The organism is Kocuria sabuli (assembly GCF_040981185.1).
GTDB classification, from domain to species: Bacteria; Actinomycetota; Actinomycetes; order Actinomycetales; family Micrococcaceae; genus Kocuria; species Kocuria sabuli.
On the sequence record NZ_JAVHZE010000001.1, the window covers coordinates 277,574 to 297,631 of the forward strand.

Below are 20,058 nucleotides of genomic sequence, written 5' to 3' on the forward strand. Positions count from 1 at the left end.
TTTTTCGTGGTGGTCAGTTGCTGGATCGCCGGGCCGGCCCGTCACAGGGCCTCGGCGCCGCTCACGATCTCGGTGAGCTCGGTGGTGATCTCCGCCTGGCGGGCGTTGTTCATCAGGCGCGTGTACTTCTTGATCAGCTCGTCGGCGTTGTCGCCGGCCGCCTTCATGGCCTTCTGCCGCGCCGCGAGCTCGCTCGTGGCAGCGTGCGAGAGGCTGGCGTACAGGCGGGCGTCGATGTAGCGCGGCAGTACCGCGTCGAGGAACTCCTCCGGGCCCGGCTCGAACTCGAAGGTGCTGTCCGGCTCCTCCAGCTCCTCGAACTCCTGGGCCACCTCGTCGGTCAGCGCGTTGGCGTCCACGACCTCCAGCGGCAGCAGGCGCAGCACGCGGGGCTCCTGGACGACCATCGACTGGAAGGACGTGTAGACCAGGTGGATCTCGTCCACGCCGCCGTCCTCGTACGGGGTCTCCAGGTCCCCGACCAGCACCTCCCGCAGCTCCCGCGCCCGTTCCGGGCGGGCGCTGTCCGTGTCGCCCGTCCAGTTGCGCTCGTACGGGCGGCTGCGGAAGTCGAAGTACGCCTGGCCCTTGCGGCCGATCAGGTAGACCTTGGTCTCCGTGCCCTGCCCGTGCAGCAGCTCGAGGAGGCCCTCGGCCTCCTTGAGCACGTTGGACGAGTAGGACCCGGCCAGACCGCGGTCCGAGGTCATGATCACCACGGCCGCCCGGCGCACCTCGTCGGCCCGCGTGGTGAGGACATGGGAGACGTTGTGCTGGGTGGCGACCTGTGAGACCGCCCGGGTCAGCGCGTTCGCGTACGGACGCGCCGCCAGCAGACCCTGTCGGGACTTGTTGATGCGCGAGGTCGCGATCATCTCCATGGCCTTGAAGATCTTCTTCATGGACTTGGTCGACGCGATCTTGTTCCGGTAGACCCGAATCTGCGCTCCCATGTGACTTCCTTTCGTCACCGTGTCCGGTGCGCCGCCGCGGCGGCGCACCGGACCGACCGGTTACTTCCTGACGATCCGTTCCTGGTCGACCGCGGAGGCGTCGATGGCTTCGTGCTCCTCGTGCCCCGGCTCGATGCCGTGCTTGGTGCCCCGGAAGTCCCGCTTGACCTCGGCCACGGCGGTCTCGAGGGCGGCGACCGCGTCGTCCTCGAGCTTTCCGGTGCCCACGATGGAGTCCATCACGTTGGTGGTCCGGCGGACGTGGTCCAGCAGCGCCTGCTCGAAGTCGAGCACGTCGGCGACCTCGACCTCGTCCAGGTGGCCGTTGGTGCCGGCCCAGATCGACACGACCTGGTCCTCCACGGGGTACGGGGTGTACTGCTTCTGCTTCAGCAGCTCCATCAGGCGCGCGCCGCGGGTCAGCTGCTGGCGCGACGCCGGGTCGAGGTCCGAGGCGAACATCGCGAAGGCCTGCATCGAGCGGTAGGAGGCGAGCTCGAGCTTCAGCGTGCCGGAGACCTTCTTCATGGCCTTGACCTGCGCGGCACCGCCCACGCGGGACACCGAGATGCCCACGTCCACGGCGGGACGCTGGTTGGCGTTGAACAGGTCCGACTGCAGGAAGATCTGGCCGTCGGTGATCGAGATGACGTTGGTCGGGATGAACGCCGAAACGTCGTTGGCCTTCGTCTCGATCATCGGCAGACCGGTCATCGACCCGGCGCCCAGCTCGTCCGAGAGCTTGGCGCAGCGCTCGAGGAGGCGGGAGTGCAGGTAGAAGACGTCGCCCGGGTAGGCCTCACGCCCCGGCGGGCGGCGCAGCAGCAGCGAGACCGCGCGGTACGCCTCGGCCTGCTTGGACAGGTCGTCGAAGACGATGAGGACGTGCTTGCCGCCGTACATCCAGTGCTGGCCGATGGCCGAGCCGGCGTAGGGGGCGAGGTACTTGATGCCCGCGGCGTCGGATGCGGGGGCGGCGACGATGGTGGTGTACTCCAGCGCGCCGTTGTCCTCGAGGGTCTGGCGCACGCCCGCGATGGTCGAGGCCTTCTGCCCGACCGCCACGTAGATGCAGCGCACCTGCTTGTTGACGTCCCCGGACTCCCAGTTCGCGCGCTGGTTGAGGATGGCGTCGACGGCGATCGCCGTCTTGCCGGTCTGGCGGTCGCCGATGAGCAGCTGGCGCTGGCCACGGCCGATCGGGATCATGGCGTCGATGGCCTTGATGCCGGTCTGCAGCGGCTCGTGCACCGACTTGCGCATGGTCACGCCGGGGGCCTGGAGCTCCAGGGCGCGGCGGCCCTCGGACTCGATGGGGCCGAGGTCGTCGAGCGGCATGCCCAGCGGGTCGACCACGCGGCCCAGGAAGGCGTCGCCCACGGGCACGGAGAGGACCTCTCCGGTGCGCTGGACCTCCTGGCCCTCCTCGATGCCGCGGAAGTCGCCGAGGATCACGACGCCGATGTCGCGGGTGTCGAGGTTCTGGGCGAGACCGAGCGTGCCGTCCTGGAAGCGCAGCAGCTCGTTGGCCATGACCGAGGGCAGGCCCTCGACGCGCGCGATGCCGTCGGAGGCGCTGCTGACGCGGCCGACCTCGGTTCGTTCTGCGGTGCCGGGCTCGTAGGACGCGGCGAATTCGCTCAGCGCGCTACGGACGTCGTCGGCATTGATGGTGACTTCGGACATGTCCTGTCCCTGCTCTCCTAGTTCGTGATCACTGCGTCGGCGGTGACCGTGAGTCCATTGTCGTGGCGGAAGACTGGGCCGGTCCACCGGCCGGTGCCGTCCGGCCGGAGGGGCGCTGGCCCCGCCACGGCGGCGTGCGCGCCTCGGCTCAGGCGCCGATCCGCTGGCGCAGCGCGTCGAGGCGGGCCGCGACGGAACCGTCGATGACCTCCTCGCCCACCTGCACCTTGAGGCCCCCGATCAGCGCCGGATCGACGTCGACCGTGAGCTTGAGGTCCTTGCCGTACAGCGTGTTCAGCTGCTGCTGCAGGCGGGCCCGCTGCTCCTCGGTCAGCGGCCGGGAGGTGCTCACGTGGGCGATCCACCGCTGGCGGCGGGCCGCGACCGCCTCGGCGAAGCGCTCGACGAGGCGGCCCACCAGGGCCCCCCGCGGCGAGAGCACGGCCTGCTCCAGGAGCAGCTGCGTCTCCTCCGAGGCGCCCGGGCTGAGCCGTCGCGTGAGCTGGGTCTTGGCCTCCACGTCCGCGCGCGGGTCGCTGAGCGCCCGCTGCAGCCCGTGGGAGCCGTCCAGCACCGTCTTGAACGCGATGAGCTGGTCCACGACCTGCTCGAGGCCCTCGAGCCCGCCGCGGTTCTCGGCGGACGCCGCGGTGAGGACCACCCCGGCGTGCTCGAGCCCGTCAGCGAACTCGAGGTCGTCGCTCCAGCGCCGCCCGGTCATCGTGGCGACGATCTCCACGGCGTCCGGGGAGACCTTGCCGGTGAAGAGCCGGCGGGCCACCTGCGCCCGGTGCTCCCCCTCGTAGGAGGGGTCGACGAGCGCCCGGCGCACCGCCCCGTTCTCGTCGAGGACGGCCAGCACGGCGAACAGCTCGCGGACGAGCGCGGGGCTGGCGGAGCCGGCCCAGCGCTCGACCTCGGCCGTGGCCTGCTGACGGTATTCGTTCGCTGCGTCTGCCATTACCGAGCCGCACCCGCGTTCCGCTGCTGCTCCGACTCGAGGTCGGCGAGGAAGCGGTCGACCACGCGGCCCGCCCGGGCGTCGTCGTCGAGGGTCTCGCCCACGATCTTCGCCGCGAGCGTCGTGGCCAGGGTGCCCACCTCGTTGCGCAGCGACACCACGGCGGCCGAGCGCTCCGCCTCGATGGTCCGGTGGGCGTTCTCGGTGATGCGCGCGGACTCGGCGTTCGCCCGGTCCTTGAAGTCCGCCAGGATCTTCTCGCCCTCCAGGCGGGCCTCCTCGCGGATCTTCTGAGCCTCCAGGCGCGCGCTCTCGAGCTGCTGGTTGTACTCGTCACGGGCGGCGGCGGCCTCGGCCTGCGCGGCCTTCGCCTTCGCGAGACCACCCTCGATGGCCTCCGTGCGCTCCTGGTAGACCCGCTCGAAGGCCGGCACGACGAACTTGACGACGAGGAAGAGCAGGATGAGGAACCCGATGAGGGTGATCGCCATCTCCCACACGTTGGGGAAAAGGGGGTTCGCCCCTTCCTCGGCTGCCAGCAACAGTGTCATGTTCGCGATTCCTGTTCTCTAGGAAGGACTTGTACTTGGGAAGCCACTCAGCTGATGAAGGCGAGCACGAAGCCCAGAATCGCGAGTGCCTCGACCACGGCGAAGCCGAAGAACAGCATCGGCTGCAGCACGCGCTGCGACTCCGGCTGGCGGGCGACGGACTGCATGTACGCGGCGAAGATCAGACCCACGCCGATACCACCGCCGATGGCAGCCAGACCGTAACCGATAGCACTGAGCGAACCAGTCATGAGGGGTGTTTCCTTTCTAAGTGCCCGGGGGCCGGGCGTCGTAGCCGTGTCGGCTCTGAACTATTTGGAGGATGGACCAGGGGTGCCCGGCGGAGCCGGGCGGGGTCTTCGCTCGGGTCAGTGGCCCTCTTGCAGGGCGCCCTGGACGTAGACGGCGAAGAGGAGGGTGAAGATGTAGGCCTGGAGGACCTGGATCAGGATCTCCAGGAAGTAGATGAAGACGCCCAGCACGGTGGAGCCCACGGAGACGATGCTGAGGATGCCGCCGTTGGTGAGCAGGTAGGCGGTCATGGAGGCCGCCACCATCAGGGCGAGGTGGCCCGCGAACATCGTCGCGAACACACGCAGCGCGTGGGTGACCGGGCGGATGATCAGGTTCGAGAGGAACTCGATCGGGATGAGGAAGATGTACAGGGCCTTCGGGACGTCCGGCGGCATGGTCATCTTGCCCATGAACCCACCGAAGCCGTGACGCTTGATCCCCATGAACACCCAGGTGACGTAGGCGATGCCGGCCAGCACGTAGGCGGAGCCCGCGTGGGAGAGGGTCGGCAGCTGCAGCACCGGGATGGAGCCGAAGAGGTTGTTCACCAGGATGAAGAAGAAGAACGTGAACAGCAGCGGGACGTAGGGGCGGAACTCCTTCTCACCGATGATGTCCCGGCCGAGGTGGTTGCGCACGAAGCCGTAGCCGCTCTCCCCGAGGTACTGGGCCTTCGAGGGGACGAGCGCGTGGCGACGGATCGCCCACATGAAGAAGCCTGCGATCAGGACGACCGAGAGGAGGACCAGCAGCATCTGCTTGCCGAACTCGAAGGTTCCCAGCTCGAAGAACGGAGGGAGGTGCATCTCGTCCACCGTCGGGGCGGTGAACCCTCCGGTGGCGGGGAGCATGAGGGCGGCGTTCAATGCGGGTCCTTTCTGCAGTGCTCTGGCCGGTGGTCACGGTCGGGGCGCCGAGTCCGGGCCGGACTGGTGCGGGTTGTCAGGATCTGCTTCGTCGGAGGCCTGGCTGCGACGGAGCCCCTCCTGCATGTGGAGGTACACGACGTAGATCCCGGACGCGGCACCGATGCACGCACCCAGGACCACGATCCACCGGGTTCCCAGCACGCGATCCGCACCCCACCCTACCAAACTCCAGAACCCCATCCCGATCACCACGTAGAGGAGTGTCGTGACCCCTCCGGACAGCCCGCCGGCCTCCACGAGCTCGCCCGCGGTCCGCAGTCCGCGGCGGTGCGCGGCCCCCCCGGCACCGCTCGCGGCACCGCTCCCCCGGTCGCCCGCGGGGCCGGTCCCGGGTGGTTCCTCCGGGTCGTCGCCGCCGGTCCGGTCCCGGTCATCCGCGCTCATGCTGCTCGTGCCTCCTGTCGTCGTGCCCGGCCTCGCGCCGGGCGCGCAGCACCGGCTCCAGGGCCGTCCGGGTGCGGCGCGCGCCCGAGCGCGCGGCCAGGGCCAGGGAGCCGGTGAGGGCCACGAGCACGCCCCCCGCGAGCCAGCCCGGGGACAGCCAGGACGGGGCGGGGACCGTGAGCAGCACCCAGCCGAGCACGAACACCTTCAGCACGTAGCTCAGGGCCAGCGCGGGGGCGGCGACCGGGCCGGCGGCCCCCGCGGTCACCCGGGCCACGAGCAGGGTGACCAGGTGGCTGGCGGCGATCAGCCCGGCGCCGAGCAGGGCGCTGAGCGCTGCCCCGCTCACCGCGCGGATCCCGTCCGGCGGCGTGCGCCCCGGTGAAGCAGCAGTTGCGGCAGCACGAGGTAGAGCACGAGCACGGCCAGGACGAACGCGCCCGCGAGGACCGTGGCCGTGGGTCCGGTGCGCAGGCCCAGGACCGAGACCACGCTCACGAGGACGGTCACGGCCGTGACCACGAGCGCGGAGCCCACGTGGGAGAGCCCGGCGTCGGTCAGCCGCTGGTAGACGTGGGAGCGGTGCGGCCGGGACCAGTCCTCCCCCGCCCGGACCCGGCGGAGCAGGGTCACGGCGGTGTCGGCGACGTAGACGGCCAGCGGGGGCAGGAGGTACTCGACGTAGACGCCGGAGAGGAACGCGGCCACCGCGATGCCGGCCAGCGAGCCGCCCAGCAGGTAGGAGCCGACGTCGCCGAGGAAGACGGTGCCGCGGCCCAGGTTCCACGGCAGGAACCCCGCGAAGCCGCCGGCCACGGCCAGGCCGGCGGCGACCATCCAGGTCAGGTCGTTGGAGGCGCCGGCCCACGCGTAGAGCAGGCCGGCCGCCAGCCCGTGCAGGCCCGAGATCCCGTTGATCCCGTCCATGAAGTTGGCCATGTTGACGTAGGCGGCGATCGCGAGGGTGCCCACGGGCAGCCACCACGCCGAGGTGCCGAGGACGCTCACGAGGACGGCCGTGGCGGTCAGCCCGATGCCGAGCTGGGCGGCCAGGCGCGCCCGCACGGACACGCCCCGGTAGTCCTCGGCCCAGCCCAGGGCCGCGCACAGCCCGGCCACGGCCAGCACGACGAGCGCCACCGACCGGTCGACCTCGACCGCGCCGCGCAGCAGGGCGAAACCGTAGGCGAGCAGCACGGCCACGGCCACGGCCAGGCCCATGCCGCGGACCACCGTGCGGTGGTGGGAGGAGCGCTCGTTGGGCACGTCCAGCACGCCCCAGCGCGCCAGCAGCGGCTTGACCACCAGGGGCAGCAGCAGGCTCAGGACGAGGGCGGGGGCGCCGACCGTGAGGGCCAGCTCCCCGAGCCGGCGCAGCTCCTCCGGGGCGGGGGCGGCCCCGGGGTCGGTCAGCTCCAGCCCGGCCGGGAGCCGGCCCGGCAGCGCGGGCAGCGGTGCGGCGATCACGACGCCCTCCCCGAGGGGCTGCGCGGGCGCTGGACGGACGTGGGCGGCGGCTGGGTGGAGGGCCTGACCACGGGGATCGTGCCGGTGTAGACCATGCCGCCGCGCACCTTCCACGTGTGCCGGTCCAGCTGGGCGGGGTCGAGGCGGTCGGCGCGCGCGTGGGAGATCTTGGGGTGGAACGGCCGCTCGTCCTTCTCGCCCAGGCCGATGAGGTCCTCGTGCAGCTTCTCCCCCGGGCGCAGGCCCGTGATCTCGATCTCGATGTCCTCGCGCCCGCTCATCACGCGCAGCCGCTCGGCGATGTCCATGATCCGCACCGGCTCGCCCATGTCGAGGATGAGCACCTCCCCGCCCCGGGCGATCGCCCCGGCCTGGATCACGAGCTGGCAGGCCTCGGGGATGGTCATGAAGTACCGGGTGGCCTCCGGGTCGGTCACCGTGATGGGACCGCCCTGCCGGATCTGCTCGGTGAACAGGGGCAGCATCGAGCCGCGGGAGCCGAAGACGTTGCCGAAGCGCACGGACCCGTACCGGCGCCCGGTGCGGTCCGCCATCCAGGCGGTGAGCTTCTCCGCCACGCGCTTGGAGTGGCCCAGCGCCGTGGTGGGGTTGGCGGCCTTGTCCGTGGAGATGTTCACGAAGACCTCGACCTCCGCCTCCTCCGCGGCCTGCAGGACGTTGAGGGTGCCGATGACGTTGGTCTTCCACGCCTCGTCCGGGTACTGCTCGAGCAGCGACACGTGCTTGAGGGCGGCCGCGTGGAAGACCACCTGGGGGCGCCGGTCGCGGAAGATCGTGCCGACCGACTCGGGGTCGCGGATGTCGGCGAGCACGGTGTCGCGCCCGTCGAGCAGGCCGCGCCCGGTGATGGAGATCTGGGTGCCCTGCAGGGCGGACTCGTCGCGGTCGACCATGATCAGCTCCGCGGGCTCGAAGCCCACGAGCTGGCGGCACAGCTCCGAGCCGATCGACCCGCCGGCGCCCGTCACGAGCACGCGCCGGCCCTTGACGTAGCCGGCGATCTCCTCGACGTCGATGTCCACCGGGCGGCGGCCGATGAGGTCCTCCATGCTGATGTCGCGGAAGTCCACGGCCTTGTGCTTGGCGGTGAGCACCTCCCCGAGCGGGGGCATCGTCATGACGCGGATCCCGGTGCCGGCCACGGCGTCGGCGACGCGGTGCATGATCCGGGGCTCGGGGCTGGACATCGCCACGATCAGCACGGAGGCGCGGGTGCGGGCCATGACGTCGCGGACGTCGTGCAGGGTGCCCAGCACGGGCACCGAGGAGATCCGCAGGTGCTTCTTGGCGGGGTCGTCGTCGAGCAGGGCCACGGGCAGGAACTCGGAGTTGGGGTCCTGCATCATGCGGTGGACCAGGAACGTGCCGAGGTAGCCGGCGCCGTAGATCACCACGCGCTGGGCGGCGGCGCCGGGACGGGCCGAGGCCTCCTGGTACATCCGCTTCAGGTACCGGAAGGCGGCCATGAACAGGCACGCGAACGGGAAGGCGATGAGGGCGGTGGAGCGCGGGATGCCGATGCTCGTGCCCACGACCAGGAGCAGCACCTGCAGCACGGCCGTGACGATGAGCGTGACGACCACCAGCAGCTTGGCCTCGTCGAAGCTGCCGAAGGAGTACCGCCCCTTGTACAGGGCGAAGGAGAAGCCGACGACCAGCTGGGCGGCCACGGCCACCGCGGACACGACGAGCAGCCCGGGGACCGTGATGAACTGCAGGGCCATCTCGTAGCGCAGCACGAGAGCCAGCACGAGGGCCACGATCCAGGCGGCGGAGTCCAGCAGCATCTGGATCCACAGCCACGCCACCGGCTTCTCCGGGGCCCCCGGCAGGGGCGCGGGCGCCACGGCGCGGGGGGTGCGCTCGGGCTCACCACTCATCGAGTCGTTCCTTTCGTGGTCGGGGCGGCTCTCGGCCGGTGCCGCCGCCGGGCGGCAGTGACGGTGGGGCGGGTCCGCGGTCAGCCGCGGCCGGCACCGGCCATGGCCCGGTAGGCGAGCTCCCGGAGCCGGGTGGGGACGAAGCGGTAGCCCGCGCGCACCCCGACGTTCACCGCCCATTGTAGGAAGCCGATGTGACCGGCCCGCAGCAGGCGGGCCTGCAGGGCCAGGTCGGCCCGGAACATCCGCACCCCGCCGCGGCGCTCGTAGGCCCCCGCGGAGACCCGGTAGCCCACCAGCGGATCGGGCACGTTGCGGACGTCGGCCCCCGCCCGCAGCAGCCGCACCCACAGCCAGTAGTCCTCGGCCAGCGGGACGTCCTCGTAGCCGCCCACCGCCGTCACGGCGGATCGGCGGAGCACCACGGACGGGTGGCTGAGCGGGTTGCGCCGCCGGGACACCGCCAGGATCTGCCGCCGCCCCACGGGCGCCCGCCGCAGGGCGAGCGGGTGGGTCTCGTCGTCGCCGATCTCGTGCATCGAGGACCCCACCACGTCGGCGCCCGCCTCGATCACCGGCAGCTGCACGGAGAAGCGGCGGGGGTAGGAGACGTCGTCGGCGTCGATCCGGGCCACGACGTCGTGCCGGCACCGTGCCAGGCCCGCGGTCAGCGCAGCGGTGAGCCCCTCGTTGCGCTCGAGGTCGACCCGCACCACGGGCACGGGCAGCTCCCGGGCGAGACGCTCCAGCTCGGCCTCGAGGGGCGCGGGGACCGGGCCGTCGCGCACGACCACGAGCTCGGCCGGCCGGCGCTGCTGCTCCACGGTGCTCGACTCCGCCGCCCGGCGCAGCCGCGCCGGGGTGTCGCCGCGGTAGACGGGCATCAGGACGGAGAACCCGGGCACCGGCGCGGGGAGCGGCGTCACCGCGGCCCGCCGAACCCCTGGCCGCGCATTCCGCCGACGTAGCGGCCCGCCCAGGACGCGAGGCCGCGCACGTCCCCCCGGCGCAGGTAGTACAGGGGGTAGCCGACGAGGTCCGCCCCGAGCTGGACCACCCGCTTGTAGCGCCAGGTGGTCCAGCCGCGGTTGCGGAAGAAGTGCGCGCGCTTGAACTCGGTCCCGGGCACCACGACCTTGAGCCTGCCGGGGATCACGACGTGCTCCTCGGCCCAGCCCGGCGGGTGGGCCACGGCGGCCCGGGTGGTGGTGCCGAACGGCAGCCCGGAGCGGCGCAGCCGCACGAGGAAGTCGACCTCGTCCCCGCGCAGGAACAGCTTGAGGTCCGGCAGCCCGACCGTGAAGAACACGTCCTCGGCCACCAGGGCGCCGTTGAAGAAGGTGGCGTAGCCGGGCAGGAAGCCCAGCGGCTCGAGCTCGGCCCGGGAGTGGGTGATCCGTCCCTCCAGCCGGTAGGAGAAGGCCAGGGCGCCGTGGTCCTGGGGCGCGACGATCAGCGGGGAGACCACCGACAGCTCCCGCCGCGCGGCCTCCTCCAGGAGGATCTCGAGGCAGTCGGGCTGCTCGGGGTGGGCGTCGTCGTCCATGAGCCACACCCGGTCCGCGCCGGTGGCCAGCGCGGTGAGGATGGCGAGCGAGAAGCCGCCGGCCCCGCCGAGGTTGGCGAGGGACCGGACGTGGTGCAGCTCGAAGCGGCCGCCGACCGCCTCCTCGAGCGCGTCCCGGGGCACCGCCTCGCGGCCCGCGTCGACGAGGCACAGCGACGCGACCGGCACCGTCTGCTCCCGCAGCGCGGCCACCAGCGTGAGCACGTCCTCGTGCCGGTCCTGGGTCACGCAGGCCACCGCCACCGTGGGCGTGGGGTCGGACGGCATGCGGATCCTCCAGTGCGATAGCGGGCTCCGGCGCGGCGCGGTGCCGGGGTGGGCGCCGGATCGTGCCGAGTCTAGCAAGGGGGTGCGGCCGGGCCGCGTCGCCCCGGGCCGCCCGGGGCCGATCTGTACGATGAGCGCAGAGGGCTCCGGCGCGGACGACGGCGACCGGCGCAGATCGGCAGAGAGGAAGCACCGTGACATCGACGACGTGGGCAGTCCTGGGGGCGACGGGGTTCGTGGGCTCCGCGACCGTGGCCCGGCTGCAGGCGGACGGCCAGACGGTGGTCCCGGTCTCCGCTCCCCGCCTGGCGTCCGGCGCGCACACCGTCCACCACCTGCTCGAGCACGCCGGGCGCCTGGAGTCGGTGATCGACTACCTCGCCGAGTCCTTCGCGGGCGCCCACGTGGTGGTCAACGCCGCCGGCCTCGCCGCTCCGGACCAGACCCACGAGGAGTCGCTGCTGGGCGCCAACGCCCTGCTGCCGGTCCTCGTGGCCCTGGCCGCCCGGCGCACGAGCGTGCGGCGGATCGTGCACCTCAGCTCCGCCGCCGTCCAGGGCAACGTCGACGTCCTCGACGAGACGCCCGCGGTCCGGCCCTTCTCCCCCTACTCCTTCGCCAAGGCGCTCGGGGAGAGCGCGCTGCTGAAGCTGCGCCGGGACTGGGCCGCCGAGCCGGGCTCCCCGGCGATCACGGTGCTGCGGGCGACCTCGGTGCAGGGCTCGGGCCGGCGCACCACCGCGCGCCTGGCCCGCTTCGCGTCCTCGTGGCTGAGCTCGGTGGCGGGCGACGGCTCCGCGCACACGCCGGTCACGTCCGTGCACGCCCTGGCCGAGTTCGTCTCCCGGGTGGGCCGCCACCCCGGGCAGCTGCCGCCGGTCGTGCTGCAGCCGTGGGAGGGCGCCACCGCCGCGTCCATCCTGCGCGACGCGGGGCGCCGGGAGCCCCGCCACCTCCCCGCGGTGCTGTGCCGGCTGGCGGTGGACGCCGGTTTCGGGCTCTCCGGCCTGGCCGGCAACCGCTGGCACGGGACCGTGCGCCGGCTCGAGGTCACCTGGTTCGGCCAGCGGCAGGTGCGCGGCTGGGCCGAGGAGCACGGCGAGGTGCCGGAGCCGCGGATCACCGAGGTGCTGCGCCAGGCGCACCTGGCCGCCGGCCGGAGCTGACTCCGCCCGACCGTCCGGGCGGACGGGGACCTGCCTCAGGCGCCGTCCAGGCCGCGGGCCACGATCCGCGCGGCCTCGTCGACGGACAGGGGCCGCGCCTCGCCCGGGGCTACCGGGGGCCGGACCCGGGCGCGGTCCTGGTCCACGGCCGGCCGGGCGGCGGACCCGGGCACGGAACGGGCCACGAGCGCCGCCGCCAGGCCCTGCGCGGCGGCCGCCTGCGCGGGAGAGGGAGCGGGCGGCTGCGGTCCGTCCGCCGCTCCGGCCGGGACGGTCACCGGGTCCTGCGCGGCGGGCGGCGCGGCCTCCGGGTCGATCTCGCTCACGGCGTGCGAGCCCGAGGGCTCCGGCTGCGCGACGGGACCGTCCGCGGCGGGCCCGTCGCCGAGCTCCTCGTCCCCGTCCGCCGGCGTCACGGAGGGCACCACCTCGCGCAGCCGCGCGAGGCTCACCGCGCCGTGGCGCACGAGCACCGGGGTCCCGCCCGTGCAGTCGACGATCGTGGAGGAGACGGGATCGGTCTCCGGGGCCCCGGTCCGCCCCGCGGGCCGCGGGCCGTCGTCCAGGTACACCTCCACGGCATCGCCCAGCATCCCGACGGCGGCCGCCGCGCTCGGCGCGGCGGGGTGACCGGTGCGGTTGGCCGACGAGACGGCCAGCGGGCCGCTCTCGATGAGCAGCGCCTGCGCCAGCTCGTCGTCGGGCACGCGCAGGGCCACGGTGCCGTGGGTCTCGCCGAGGTCCCAGCCCAGGGACGGGTGGGAGTGGAAGATCAGGGTCAGCCCGCCGGGCCAGAAGGCGGCGGCGAGCGCGCGGGCGTCGTCGGAGACCTCGTCCGCCAGGCCGTCCAGCACCCCGGCGTGGGCGATGAGCACGGGCGGGGGCATCGCGCGGGAGCGGCCCTTGGCCGCGAGCAGGGTGGCGACGCCGCGGGCGGAGAACGCGTTGGCGCCGATGCCGTAGACGGTGTCGGTCGGCAGCACCACGCAGGCGTCCGCCGCGAGGGCCCGGGCGGCGTGCTTGAGCCCGGCGGTGCGCTGGGCGATGCTGCTGCAGTCGTAGACGGTGTGGCTCACGGCGTTCATTCTCCCATCTCGTCCCGGGCGTGCCCGGCCGGTCCCGGGACCCGTCCCGCCGTGGCCCGGTCCCGGCCGGTCAGGTCCTGGTGGCCCACGACGTCCACGAGCCCCGCCTCCCGGAAGGCGCGGGCCGCGGCCTCCGCCTGGACCTCGGCGTGCTCCATGACGAAGGAGCCCCCGGGGCGCAGCAGCCGCACGGCCGAGGCCAGGGCGGCGCGCGGCACCTCGAGCCCGTCCTCCCCGCCGCCGTACAGGGCGAGGTCCGGGTCGTGCTCGCGGGCCTCCGGCTCCCGCGGGAGCGCGTCCGCGGGGATGTACGGCGGGTTCGAGACCACCACGTCGCAGCGGCCCTCGAGCTCCGGGAAGGCGGTGCGCAGGTCACCGCGGACGAGCTCGACGCGCGTGCCCCGCAGGTTCCGCGCGGCCCACGCGTGGGCGCTCTCGGACAGCTCCACGGCGTGCACGCGGGCCTGCGGCACCTCGTGGGCCACCGAGGCGGCGATCGCCCCGGACCCGGTGCCCAGGTCCACGACCCGGGGACGGTGCACCCCCGCCGCCAGCTGCTCGCGCAGCTCGTCGACCACGGTCTGCACCACGGTCTCCGTCTCGGGGCGGGGCACGAACACGCCGGGCCCCACCGCGAGGGTCAGGTAGCGGAAGTGCGCGACGCCGGTGAGGTGCTGCAGCGGGACCCGGCGGGCGCGCTCGGCCACCAGCTCCGCGTAGCCCTCCGGCTCGTCCCCGCCGATGATCGCGCGCGCCTCGACCTCCCCGAGGGACAGCCCGAGGAGGTGTCCCGCGAGCAGCAGCGCGTCGGTGCGCGCGGACTCGATCCCCGCCTCGGCGAGGACCTGCTCCGCCCGGCGCACCGCCTGGCCCAGTGACCTGTGCACGACCGCTCCCCCGCTCAGCTGTCCTGCTGGCCGATGGCCTCGAGCTGGGCCTTCTCGTCCATCTCGATCGCGGACCGCACGACGGGCTCGAGGTCCCCGGCCATCACGTGGTCGAGGTTGTAGGCCTTGTACCCGGTGCGGTGGTCGTTGATCCGGTTCTCCGGGAAGTTGTAGGTGCGGATCCGCTCGGAGCGGTCCATGGTGCGCACCTGGGAGCGGCGCTGCGCGGCGTTCTCCGCGTCGATCTGCTCCTGCTGGTGGGCCAGGATGCGCGCGCGCAGCACCCGCATGGCGGCCTCGCGGTTCTGCAGCTGCGACTTCTCGTTCTGCATGGCCACGACGATGCCCGTGGGCAGGTGGGTGATGCGCACCGCGGAGTCGGTGGTGTTCACGGACTGCCCGCCGGGGCCCGAGGACCGGTAGACGTCGATCTTCAGGTCGTTCTGGCTGATCTCGACCTCCTCCGGCTCGTCGACCTCCGGGAAGACGAGCACCCCGGCCGCCGAGGTGTGGATCCGGCCCTGGGACTCGGTGACGGGCACGCGCTGGACGCGGTGCACCCCGCCCTCGTACTTCAGCCGCGCCCACACGCCCTCGGCGGGGTCCGTGGCGCTGGACTTGATGGCCACCTGGACGTCCTTGTAGCCGCCCAGGTCGGACTCGTTCGTGGAGATGAACTCGGTCTTCCAGCCGCGGGTCTCGGCGTACTTGAGGTACATCCGCAGCAGGTCCCCGGCGAACAGCGCGGACTCGTCCCCGCCCTCCCCGGCCTTGACCTCCAGGATGACGTTGCGCCCGTCGTCCGGGTCGCGGGGCACGAGCAGCCGGCGCAGCCGCTCCCGGGCCTCGGCGAGCTGCGCCTCGAGCGCCGGGATCTCCTCGGCGAACTCCGGCTCCTCGGCGGCGAGCTCACGGGCCGCCCCGAGGTCCTCCTCGAGGCGCTGCACGAGGGCGTGGGCCTCGGCGATCCCGTTGAGCTCGGCATAGCGGCGCCCCAGCTTGCGGGCCTTGCCCGGCTCGGCGTGCACCGCCGGATCGGCGAGCTGGCGCTGCAGCTCGGCGTGCTCGTCGAGCAGGGACTGGATCGGGTCCGGCATGGGGCGCTCCTTCTTCGGGCGGCGGGGACGACGGCGCCGGGTCGCGGGCGGGTGCCCGGACACGACGACGCCGCCGCGGCCCCGACCGGGTCTCCGGTGCGGGCCGCGGCGGCGCGGGCGTGCTAGCGGTCGCTCTCGGCGCGGGCCGACAGCGTGGTCTTCTGCACCTGGAGCAGGAACTCGGTGTTGGACTGGGTGTCCCGCAGCTTGTTCGTGAGCAGCTCCAGCGCCTGCTGCTGGTCGAGGCCGGACAGGACCCGGCGCAGCTTCCACATGATCTTGATCTCGTCCGGGGAGAGGAGGTTCTCCTCCCGGCGGGTGCCCGAGGAGTTGACGTCCACGGCGGGGTAGATCCGCTTGTCCGCGAGCGAGCGGGACAGGCGCAGCTCCATGTTGCCGGTGCCCTTGAACTCCTCGAAGATCACCTCGTCCATCTTGGACCCGGTCTCCACGAGGGCGGTCGCGAGGATGGTGAGCGAGCCGCCGTTCTCGATGTTGCGGGCCGCGCCGAAGAACTTCTTCGGCGGGTACAGGGCCGCGGAGTCCACACCGCCGGAGAGGATGCGCCCGGAGGCGGGGGCCGAGAGGTTGTAGGCGCGGCCCAGGCGGGTCATGGAGTCCAGGAGGACCACCACGTCCATGCCCATCTCCACGAGGCGCTTGGCCCGCTCGATCGCGAGCTCGGCCACCGTGGTGTGGTCGTCGGCCGGGCGGTCGAAGGTCGAGGCGATGACCTCGCCCTTCACGGTGCGCTGCATGTCCGTGACCTCCTCGGGGCGCTCGTCGACGAGCACCATCATGAGGTGGACCTCGGGGTTGTTCGTGGTGATCGCGTTGGCGATCGCCTGCAGCATCAGCGTCTTGCCGGCCTTGGGCGGGGAGACGATCAGTCCGCGCTGGCCCTTGCCGATGGGCGCGACGAGGTCGACGACGCGGGGGCCGATCTTCTTGGACTCCGTCTCGAGGCGCAGCCGCTCCTGCGGGTAGAGCGGGATCAGCTTGCCGAAGTCGACCCGGTCCTTGTTCTCGTCGGGCTTCTTGCCGTTGACCGTGCTCAGCTGGACCAGCGCGTTGAACTTCTGCCGCGCGCTGTTCTGCTGCTCGCCGTCCCGGGGGGCGCGGATGGCGCCGACGACGGCGTCGCCCTTGCGCAGGTTGTGCTTCTTGACCTGGGCCAGGCTGACGTAGACGTCGTTGGGGCCGGGCAGGTAGCCGGAGGTGCGCACGAACGCGTAGTTGTCCAGCACGTCGAGGATGCCCGCGACGGGCAGCAGGACGTCGTCCTCGGTGAACTCCGTGTCGTCCACCTCGGGGCCGCTGGTGCGCCCGCGCCGGTTGCGGCGCTCGTTGCGCTCGGCCCGGTCGCTGCGCTCGGCCCGGTCGCTGCGGTCGTTCCGGTCCCCGCGGTCGTTCCGGTCCCCGCGGTCGTTGCGGTCGTTCCGGTTGCGGTTGCGGCGGCTGCGGCGGCTGCCGCCCTCGCCGTTGTCCTGGCCGCGGTTGTCCTGCCGGTTGTCCTGGCCGCGCTTGTCCTGGCCGCCGTTGTCCTGGCCCTTGGACTCCTGCTGGGACTTGCCGCCCTTGGTGCGGCCCTCGCCCTTGTCCTGGCCGTTCCGGTCCTGGCGGTTGTCCTGGCCGCCCTTGTCCTGGCGGTTGTCCTGGTTCCTGCCGTCCTGGCCGCGGTTCTGGTTGCGGCCGCCGCGGTCCTGCTTCGACGGGTCGTCGTCCCGGTCCTCGGCCGCGGGGCGGGCGTCGTCGGGGCGCTGCCCGTTGCCGCCGTCGTCCTGGCCGTTGCCGCCGTTGTCCTCGCGGTTGCGGTTGCGCCGGTTGCGGTTGCGGCCGCGGCCGCCCTCGCCCTCCTGGTCGGAGGCGTCGCCGGCGGGTGCGGACTCGGCCGGAGCCGACTGGGCGGCCGGCTCGGCGGCCTCGGCGGGACGCTCGGCGCCGTCCTGCTCCGCGGGGGCCACCACTCCGGTGCTGGTGGCCCGGCGGGAGCGGGTGCGCCGCTGCGGCTGGCCGCCCTGCTCGGCGGCGGGCTGTGCGGCGGCGTCCGGGGCGGTCGCCTCCGGGGCGCGCTCCGTGGTCCCCGCAGCGGCGTCCCCGGCGCTCTGCTCGGCGCCCTGGTCGGTGGTCTTCTCCACCGTCCGGGCGATCTTCTCCTCGACCGCGCGGTCGCGGTCGGCCACGGCGCCGCCGCGCTGGTGGGCGGCGATCGCGTCGACCAGCAGGCTCTTGCGCATCCGGCGGGCGCCGGTGATGCCCAGCTGGGACGCGAGCGCCTGGAGCTGGGCGAGCTTGAGCGCGGACAGGCCCGCGCTCCTGGCGTCGGTGGTGGTCTCTTCCGTACCCGTGGAAAGGTCGGTGGTCTCGGTCACGAAGTGTCCTTCTCCCTCGGTGGGGGGTCCGTGGATCTCAGAGTCCAGGACCGTGATGGGTTCCCGGCGGGCCGCGAACGCGGGCCGCCGGCGGCGGGGCGCACTTCAGGGCGCGGCAGCCTGGGCGAACATGGTGTCATCCGTCAGATCGTGGTGCGCCCCGGCCCGTGTCTGTGCGGGCCGGTGCGCCGTCGGCATCGTGGAATCCGGTGCCGGCGGGGGATCACCGGAGGATCGTGGGCGGTGGAGGCGAGGCACCGAGGGCATCCGCCCGGGGCGACGCCCCTCATGATGCCCGCTGTCCTCACCGCGCCGGACGCGGTCTCCTACCCCTGGATCTTCTGCGGGTGCCTCACCAGCTTAGCACCCTGCCCGTCGACCCGCAGACGGAGGACACGCCAGGAGACCGGGTCGGCCCCGGCGCCGTCCCGGACGAGCTCCGCGAGGGCCCGCTCGGCCTGCTCCGCCTGCTCCTGTCCCGCGGCCAGGACCAGGACGGTCGGGCCGGCCCCGGAGATCATGGCCGGCAGCCCGCGCTCGCGCAGGGCCGTCATGAGCCGGGCGCTCGGGGGCATGGCCGCGGCCCGGTACGGCTGGTGCAGCCGGTCCTCGGTGGCCGGCAGCAGCAGCTCGGGGCGCCGGGTCATGGCCTCCACGAGCAGGGCCGTCCGCCCGGCGTTGACCGAGGCGTCGTGGTGGGGGACGGTCGCGGGCAGCAGGGACCGGGCGAGGCGGGTGGGCACCTCGAAGTCGGGGACGGCGACCACGGGGACGATGTCCTCGTGGACCGCCACGGGGGCGCTGCAGTAGCCGTCGGCCCCGGACCAGGAGATGACGAGCCCGCCGTAGAGCGACGGGGCCACGTTGTCCGGGTGACCCTCCATCGCGGCGGCGACCTGCAGCAGCTGCGTGTCACCGAGGGCCCGCCCGGCGGGCAGCAGCGCGTTCGCCGCCAGCACGCCCGCCACCACGGCAGTGGCGCTCGAGCCCATGCCGCGCCCGTGCGGGATGCGGTTGGTGGCCTCGAGCCGCAGCCCCGGCAGCTGCTCGACCCCCGCGGCGCGGAAGGCTGCGCGCATGGCGCGCACGACCAGGTGATCCGCGGTGCGGGGCACGGACGCCGAGCCCTCGCCGTGCAGCTCGAACTCCAGTCCGCCCTCGGTCACCGTCACGGCGAGGTCGTCGTAGTGGCCGAGTGCCAGACCCAGGCTGTCGTAGCCCGGACCCACGTTGCCCGTGGACCCGGGCACGCTCAGTTCGACCCGCTGCCCGATCTCGAACACCGGCGCCTACTCCAGGCCCAGGGCGGCGGCCACGGCCACCACGTCGAAGGGCACGTGCTTGGGCTCCACGAGCGAGGGGTCCTCCGTCTCGGCGGCCTTGATCGCCCACTGCGGGTCCTTCAGCCCGTGACCGGTCACGGTGATGACGATCGTGCTCCCCGTGGGGGCCTCGCCCGCGGCGTGCTTCTGCAGCAGCCCGGCCACGCCCGCGGCGGAGCCCGGCTCCACGAACACGCCCTCCCGGGCGGAGAGCCAGCGGTGGGCGGCGACGATCTCGTCGTCGGAGACGGAGCCGATCAGCCCGCCGGACTCGTCCCGGGCGGCGATCGCGGAGTCCCAGGAGGCGGGGTTGCCGATCCGGATGGCGGTGGCGATGGTCTCGGGCTCGGTCACGGGGTGGCCGAGCACCAGCGGGGCGGCGCCCTCGGCCTGGAAGCCCCACATCACGGGCAGCTTCGTCGACACGGCGGGCAGCTCCCCCGCCGTCGGGGAGTCGTAGGACCGGGCGTACTCCTGGTAGCCCTTCCAGTAGGCGGTGATGTTGCCCGCGTTGCCCACGGGCAGCAGGTGGTAGTCGGGGGCGTCGCCGAGGGTGTCGACGACCTCGAAGGCACCGGTCTTCTGACCCTCGATCCGGTAGGGGTTCACGGAGTTCACCAGGAAGACCGGGTAGGACTCGGAGAGCTTGCGCGCGACCTCCAGGCAGTTGTCGAAGTTGCCGTCCACCTGGATGATGTCCGCCCCGTGCGCCACGGCCTGGGAGAGCTTGCCCATGGCGATCCGGCCCTCGGGCACGAGCACCGCGCAGGTGAGCCCGGCCTGCTTCGCGTACGCCGCGGCGGACGCCGAGGTGTTGCCGGTCGAGGCGCACACGACGGCCTCCGCGCCCTCCTCCTTGGCCTTGGTGATGGCCATGGTCATGCCCCGGTCCTTGAACGAGCCGGTCGGGTTCATGCCCTCGAACTTCAGCCACACCGTGTTGCCGGTGAGCTCCGACAGGGCGCGGGCCCGGACGAGCGGCGTGCCGCCCTCCCCCATCGTGATGACCTCGGTGGAGCCGGTGACCGGCAGCCGGTCCCGGTACTCGTTGATGACGCCCTGCCAGACGTGTGCCATGTGCTGGATCTCTTCCTGTGGAGTGCGAGAGGTGCGGTGGGGGGTGCTCGTGCCTCGGGGCACGTGGGGGCGCCGCCCGCGGGGACGCCCCC

19 protein-coding genes are annotated in these 20,058 nt (G+C 73.1%); 1 reads left to right on the plus strand and 18 read right to left on the minus strand.

Annotation, left to right across the window (positions count from 1 at the left end):
* Positions 1-41 precede the first annotated feature (41 nt).
* The 12 genes from RE027_RS01295 to RE027_RS01350 form a co-directional block, all read right to left on the minus strand.
* A complete protein-coding gene (locus tag RE027_RS01295; protein WP_368806422.1) occupies positions 42-953 on the minus strand; it encodes a F0F1 ATP synthase subunit gamma in 912 nt (303 codons plus the stop codon).
* Between the two features lie 60 nt (positions 954-1,013).
* Positions 1,014-2,639 (minus strand): F0F1 ATP synthase subunit alpha, encoded by a 1,626-nt coding sequence (gene atpA, locus RE027_RS01300; protein ID WP_368806423.1) that lies wholly within the window; start codon positions 2,637-2,639, stop codon positions 1,014-1,016.
* A 148-nt stretch (positions 2,640-2,787) separates the two neighbouring features.
* Complete coding sequence (locus RE027_RS01305) at positions 2,788-3,600, minus strand: F0F1 ATP synthase subunit delta (RefSeq protein ID WP_368806424.1); 813 nt, start codon at positions 3,598-3,600, stop codon at positions 2,788-2,790.
* Positions 3,600-4,151 (minus strand): F0F1 ATP synthase subunit B, encoded by a 552-nt coding sequence (locus tag RE027_RS01310; RefSeq protein ID WP_368806425.1) that lies wholly within the window; start codon positions 4,149-4,151, stop codon positions 3,600-3,602. The genes RE027_RS01305 and RE027_RS01310 overlap by 1 nt, the downstream gene beginning before the upstream one ends.
* Positions 4,152-4,198: 47 nt before the next feature.
* The gene (atpE, locus tag RE027_RS01315; protein ID WP_062734762.1) at positions 4,199-4,402 is read right to left on the minus strand and encodes an ATP synthase F0 subunit C; all 204 of its coding nucleotides are present in this window, start codon (positions 4,400-4,402) and stop codon (positions 4,199-4,201) included.
* A 117-nt stretch (positions 4,403-4,519) separates the two neighbouring features.
* Positions 4,520-5,296 carry a F0F1 ATP synthase subunit A gene (gene atpB / locus RE027_RS01320; protein WP_497795569.1) on the minus strand — a complete coding sequence of 259 codons (777 nt, stop codon included), beginning with the start codon at positions 5,294-5,296 and terminating at the stop codon, positions 4,520-4,522.
* Between the two features lie 48 nt (positions 5,297-5,344).
* Positions 5,345-5,758 (minus strand): hypothetical protein, encoded by a 414-nt coding sequence (locus tag RE027_RS01325; protein ID WP_368806427.1) that lies wholly within the window; start codon positions 5,756-5,758, stop codon positions 5,345-5,347.
* A complete protein-coding gene (locus RE027_RS01330; protein WP_368806428.1) occupies positions 5,745-6,107 on the minus strand; it encodes a hypothetical protein in 363 nt (120 codons plus the stop codon). Before RE027_RS01330 ends, RE027_RS01325 begins: the two co-directional genes overlap by 14 nt.
* The gene (locus RE027_RS01335; RefSeq protein ID WP_368806429.1) at positions 6,104-7,225 is read right to left on the minus strand and encodes an MraY family glycosyltransferase; all 1,122 of its coding nucleotides are present in this window, start codon (positions 7,223-7,225) and stop codon (positions 6,104-6,106) included. The genes RE027_RS01330 and RE027_RS01335 overlap by 4 nt, the downstream gene beginning before the upstream one ends.
* Positions 7,222-9,126: a polysaccharide biosynthesis protein gene (locus RE027_RS01340; protein WP_368806430.1), complete on the minus strand. Its 1,905-nt coding sequence runs from the start codon at positions 9,124-9,126 to the stop codon at positions 7,222-7,224. Before RE027_RS01340 ends, RE027_RS01335 begins: the two co-directional genes overlap by 4 nt.
* Positions 9,127-9,206: 80 nt before the next feature.
* Positions 9,207-10,052, minus strand: coding sequence for a glycosyltransferase (locus RE027_RS01345; RefSeq protein WP_368806431.1), 846 nt, complete (start codon positions 10,050-10,052; stop codon positions 9,207-9,209).
* Entirely contained in the window at positions 10,049-10,960 is a 912-nt protein-coding gene (locus RE027_RS01350; protein WP_368806432.1) for a glycosyltransferase, read from the minus strand. Before RE027_RS01350 ends, RE027_RS01345 begins: the two co-directional genes overlap by 4 nt.
* 194 nt (positions 10,961-11,154) lie before the next feature.
* Between RE027_RS01350 and RE027_RS01355 the strand changes: the two genes are divergently transcribed.
* The gene (locus RE027_RS01355; RefSeq protein ID WP_368806433.1) at positions 11,155-12,126 is read left to right on the plus strand and encodes an NAD-dependent epimerase/dehydratase family protein; all 972 of its coding nucleotides are present in this window, start codon (positions 11,155-11,157) and stop codon (positions 12,124-12,126) included.
* Between the two features lie 35 nt (positions 12,127-12,161).
* Here RE027_RS01355 and RE027_RS01360 read toward each other — a convergent pair whose 3' ends face one another.
* The 6 genes from RE027_RS01360 to thrC form a co-directional block, all read right to left on the minus strand.
* Positions 12,162-13,202, minus strand: coding sequence for an L-threonylcarbamoyladenylate synthase (locus RE027_RS01360; RefSeq protein ID WP_438612401.1), 1,041 nt, complete (start codon positions 13,200-13,202; stop codon positions 12,162-12,164).
* 5 nt (positions 13,203-13,207) lie between these two features.
* A complete protein-coding gene (gene prmC, locus RE027_RS01365) occupies positions 13,208-14,098 on the minus strand; it encodes a peptide chain release factor N(5)-glutamine methyltransferase (RefSeq protein ID WP_368806435.1) in 891 nt (296 codons plus the stop codon).
* Positions 14,099-14,112: 14 nt separating this feature from the next.
* Entirely contained in the window at positions 14,113-15,195 is a 1,083-nt protein-coding gene (gene prfA / locus RE027_RS01370; RefSeq protein ID WP_368806436.1) for a peptide chain release factor 1, read from the minus strand.
* Positions 15,196-15,317: 122 nt separating this feature from the next.
* On the minus strand, positions 15,318-17,567 hold the full coding sequence (gene rho / locus RE027_RS01375; RefSeq protein WP_368806437.1) for a transcription termination factor Rho: 2,250 nt from the start codon (positions 17,565-17,567) through the stop codon (positions 15,318-15,320).
* Between the two features lie 326 nt (positions 17,568-17,893).
* A complete protein-coding gene (gene thrB, locus RE027_RS01380) occupies positions 17,894-18,850 on the minus strand; it encodes a homoserine kinase (RefSeq protein WP_368806438.1) in 957 nt (318 codons plus the stop codon).
* 6 nt (positions 18,851-18,856) lie between these two features.
* Positions 18,857-19,966 (minus strand): threonine synthase, encoded by a 1,110-nt coding sequence (gene thrC, locus RE027_RS01385; RefSeq protein ID WP_368806439.1) that lies wholly within the window; start codon positions 19,964-19,966, stop codon positions 18,857-18,859.
* Positions 19,967-20,058 lie beyond the last annotated feature (92 nt).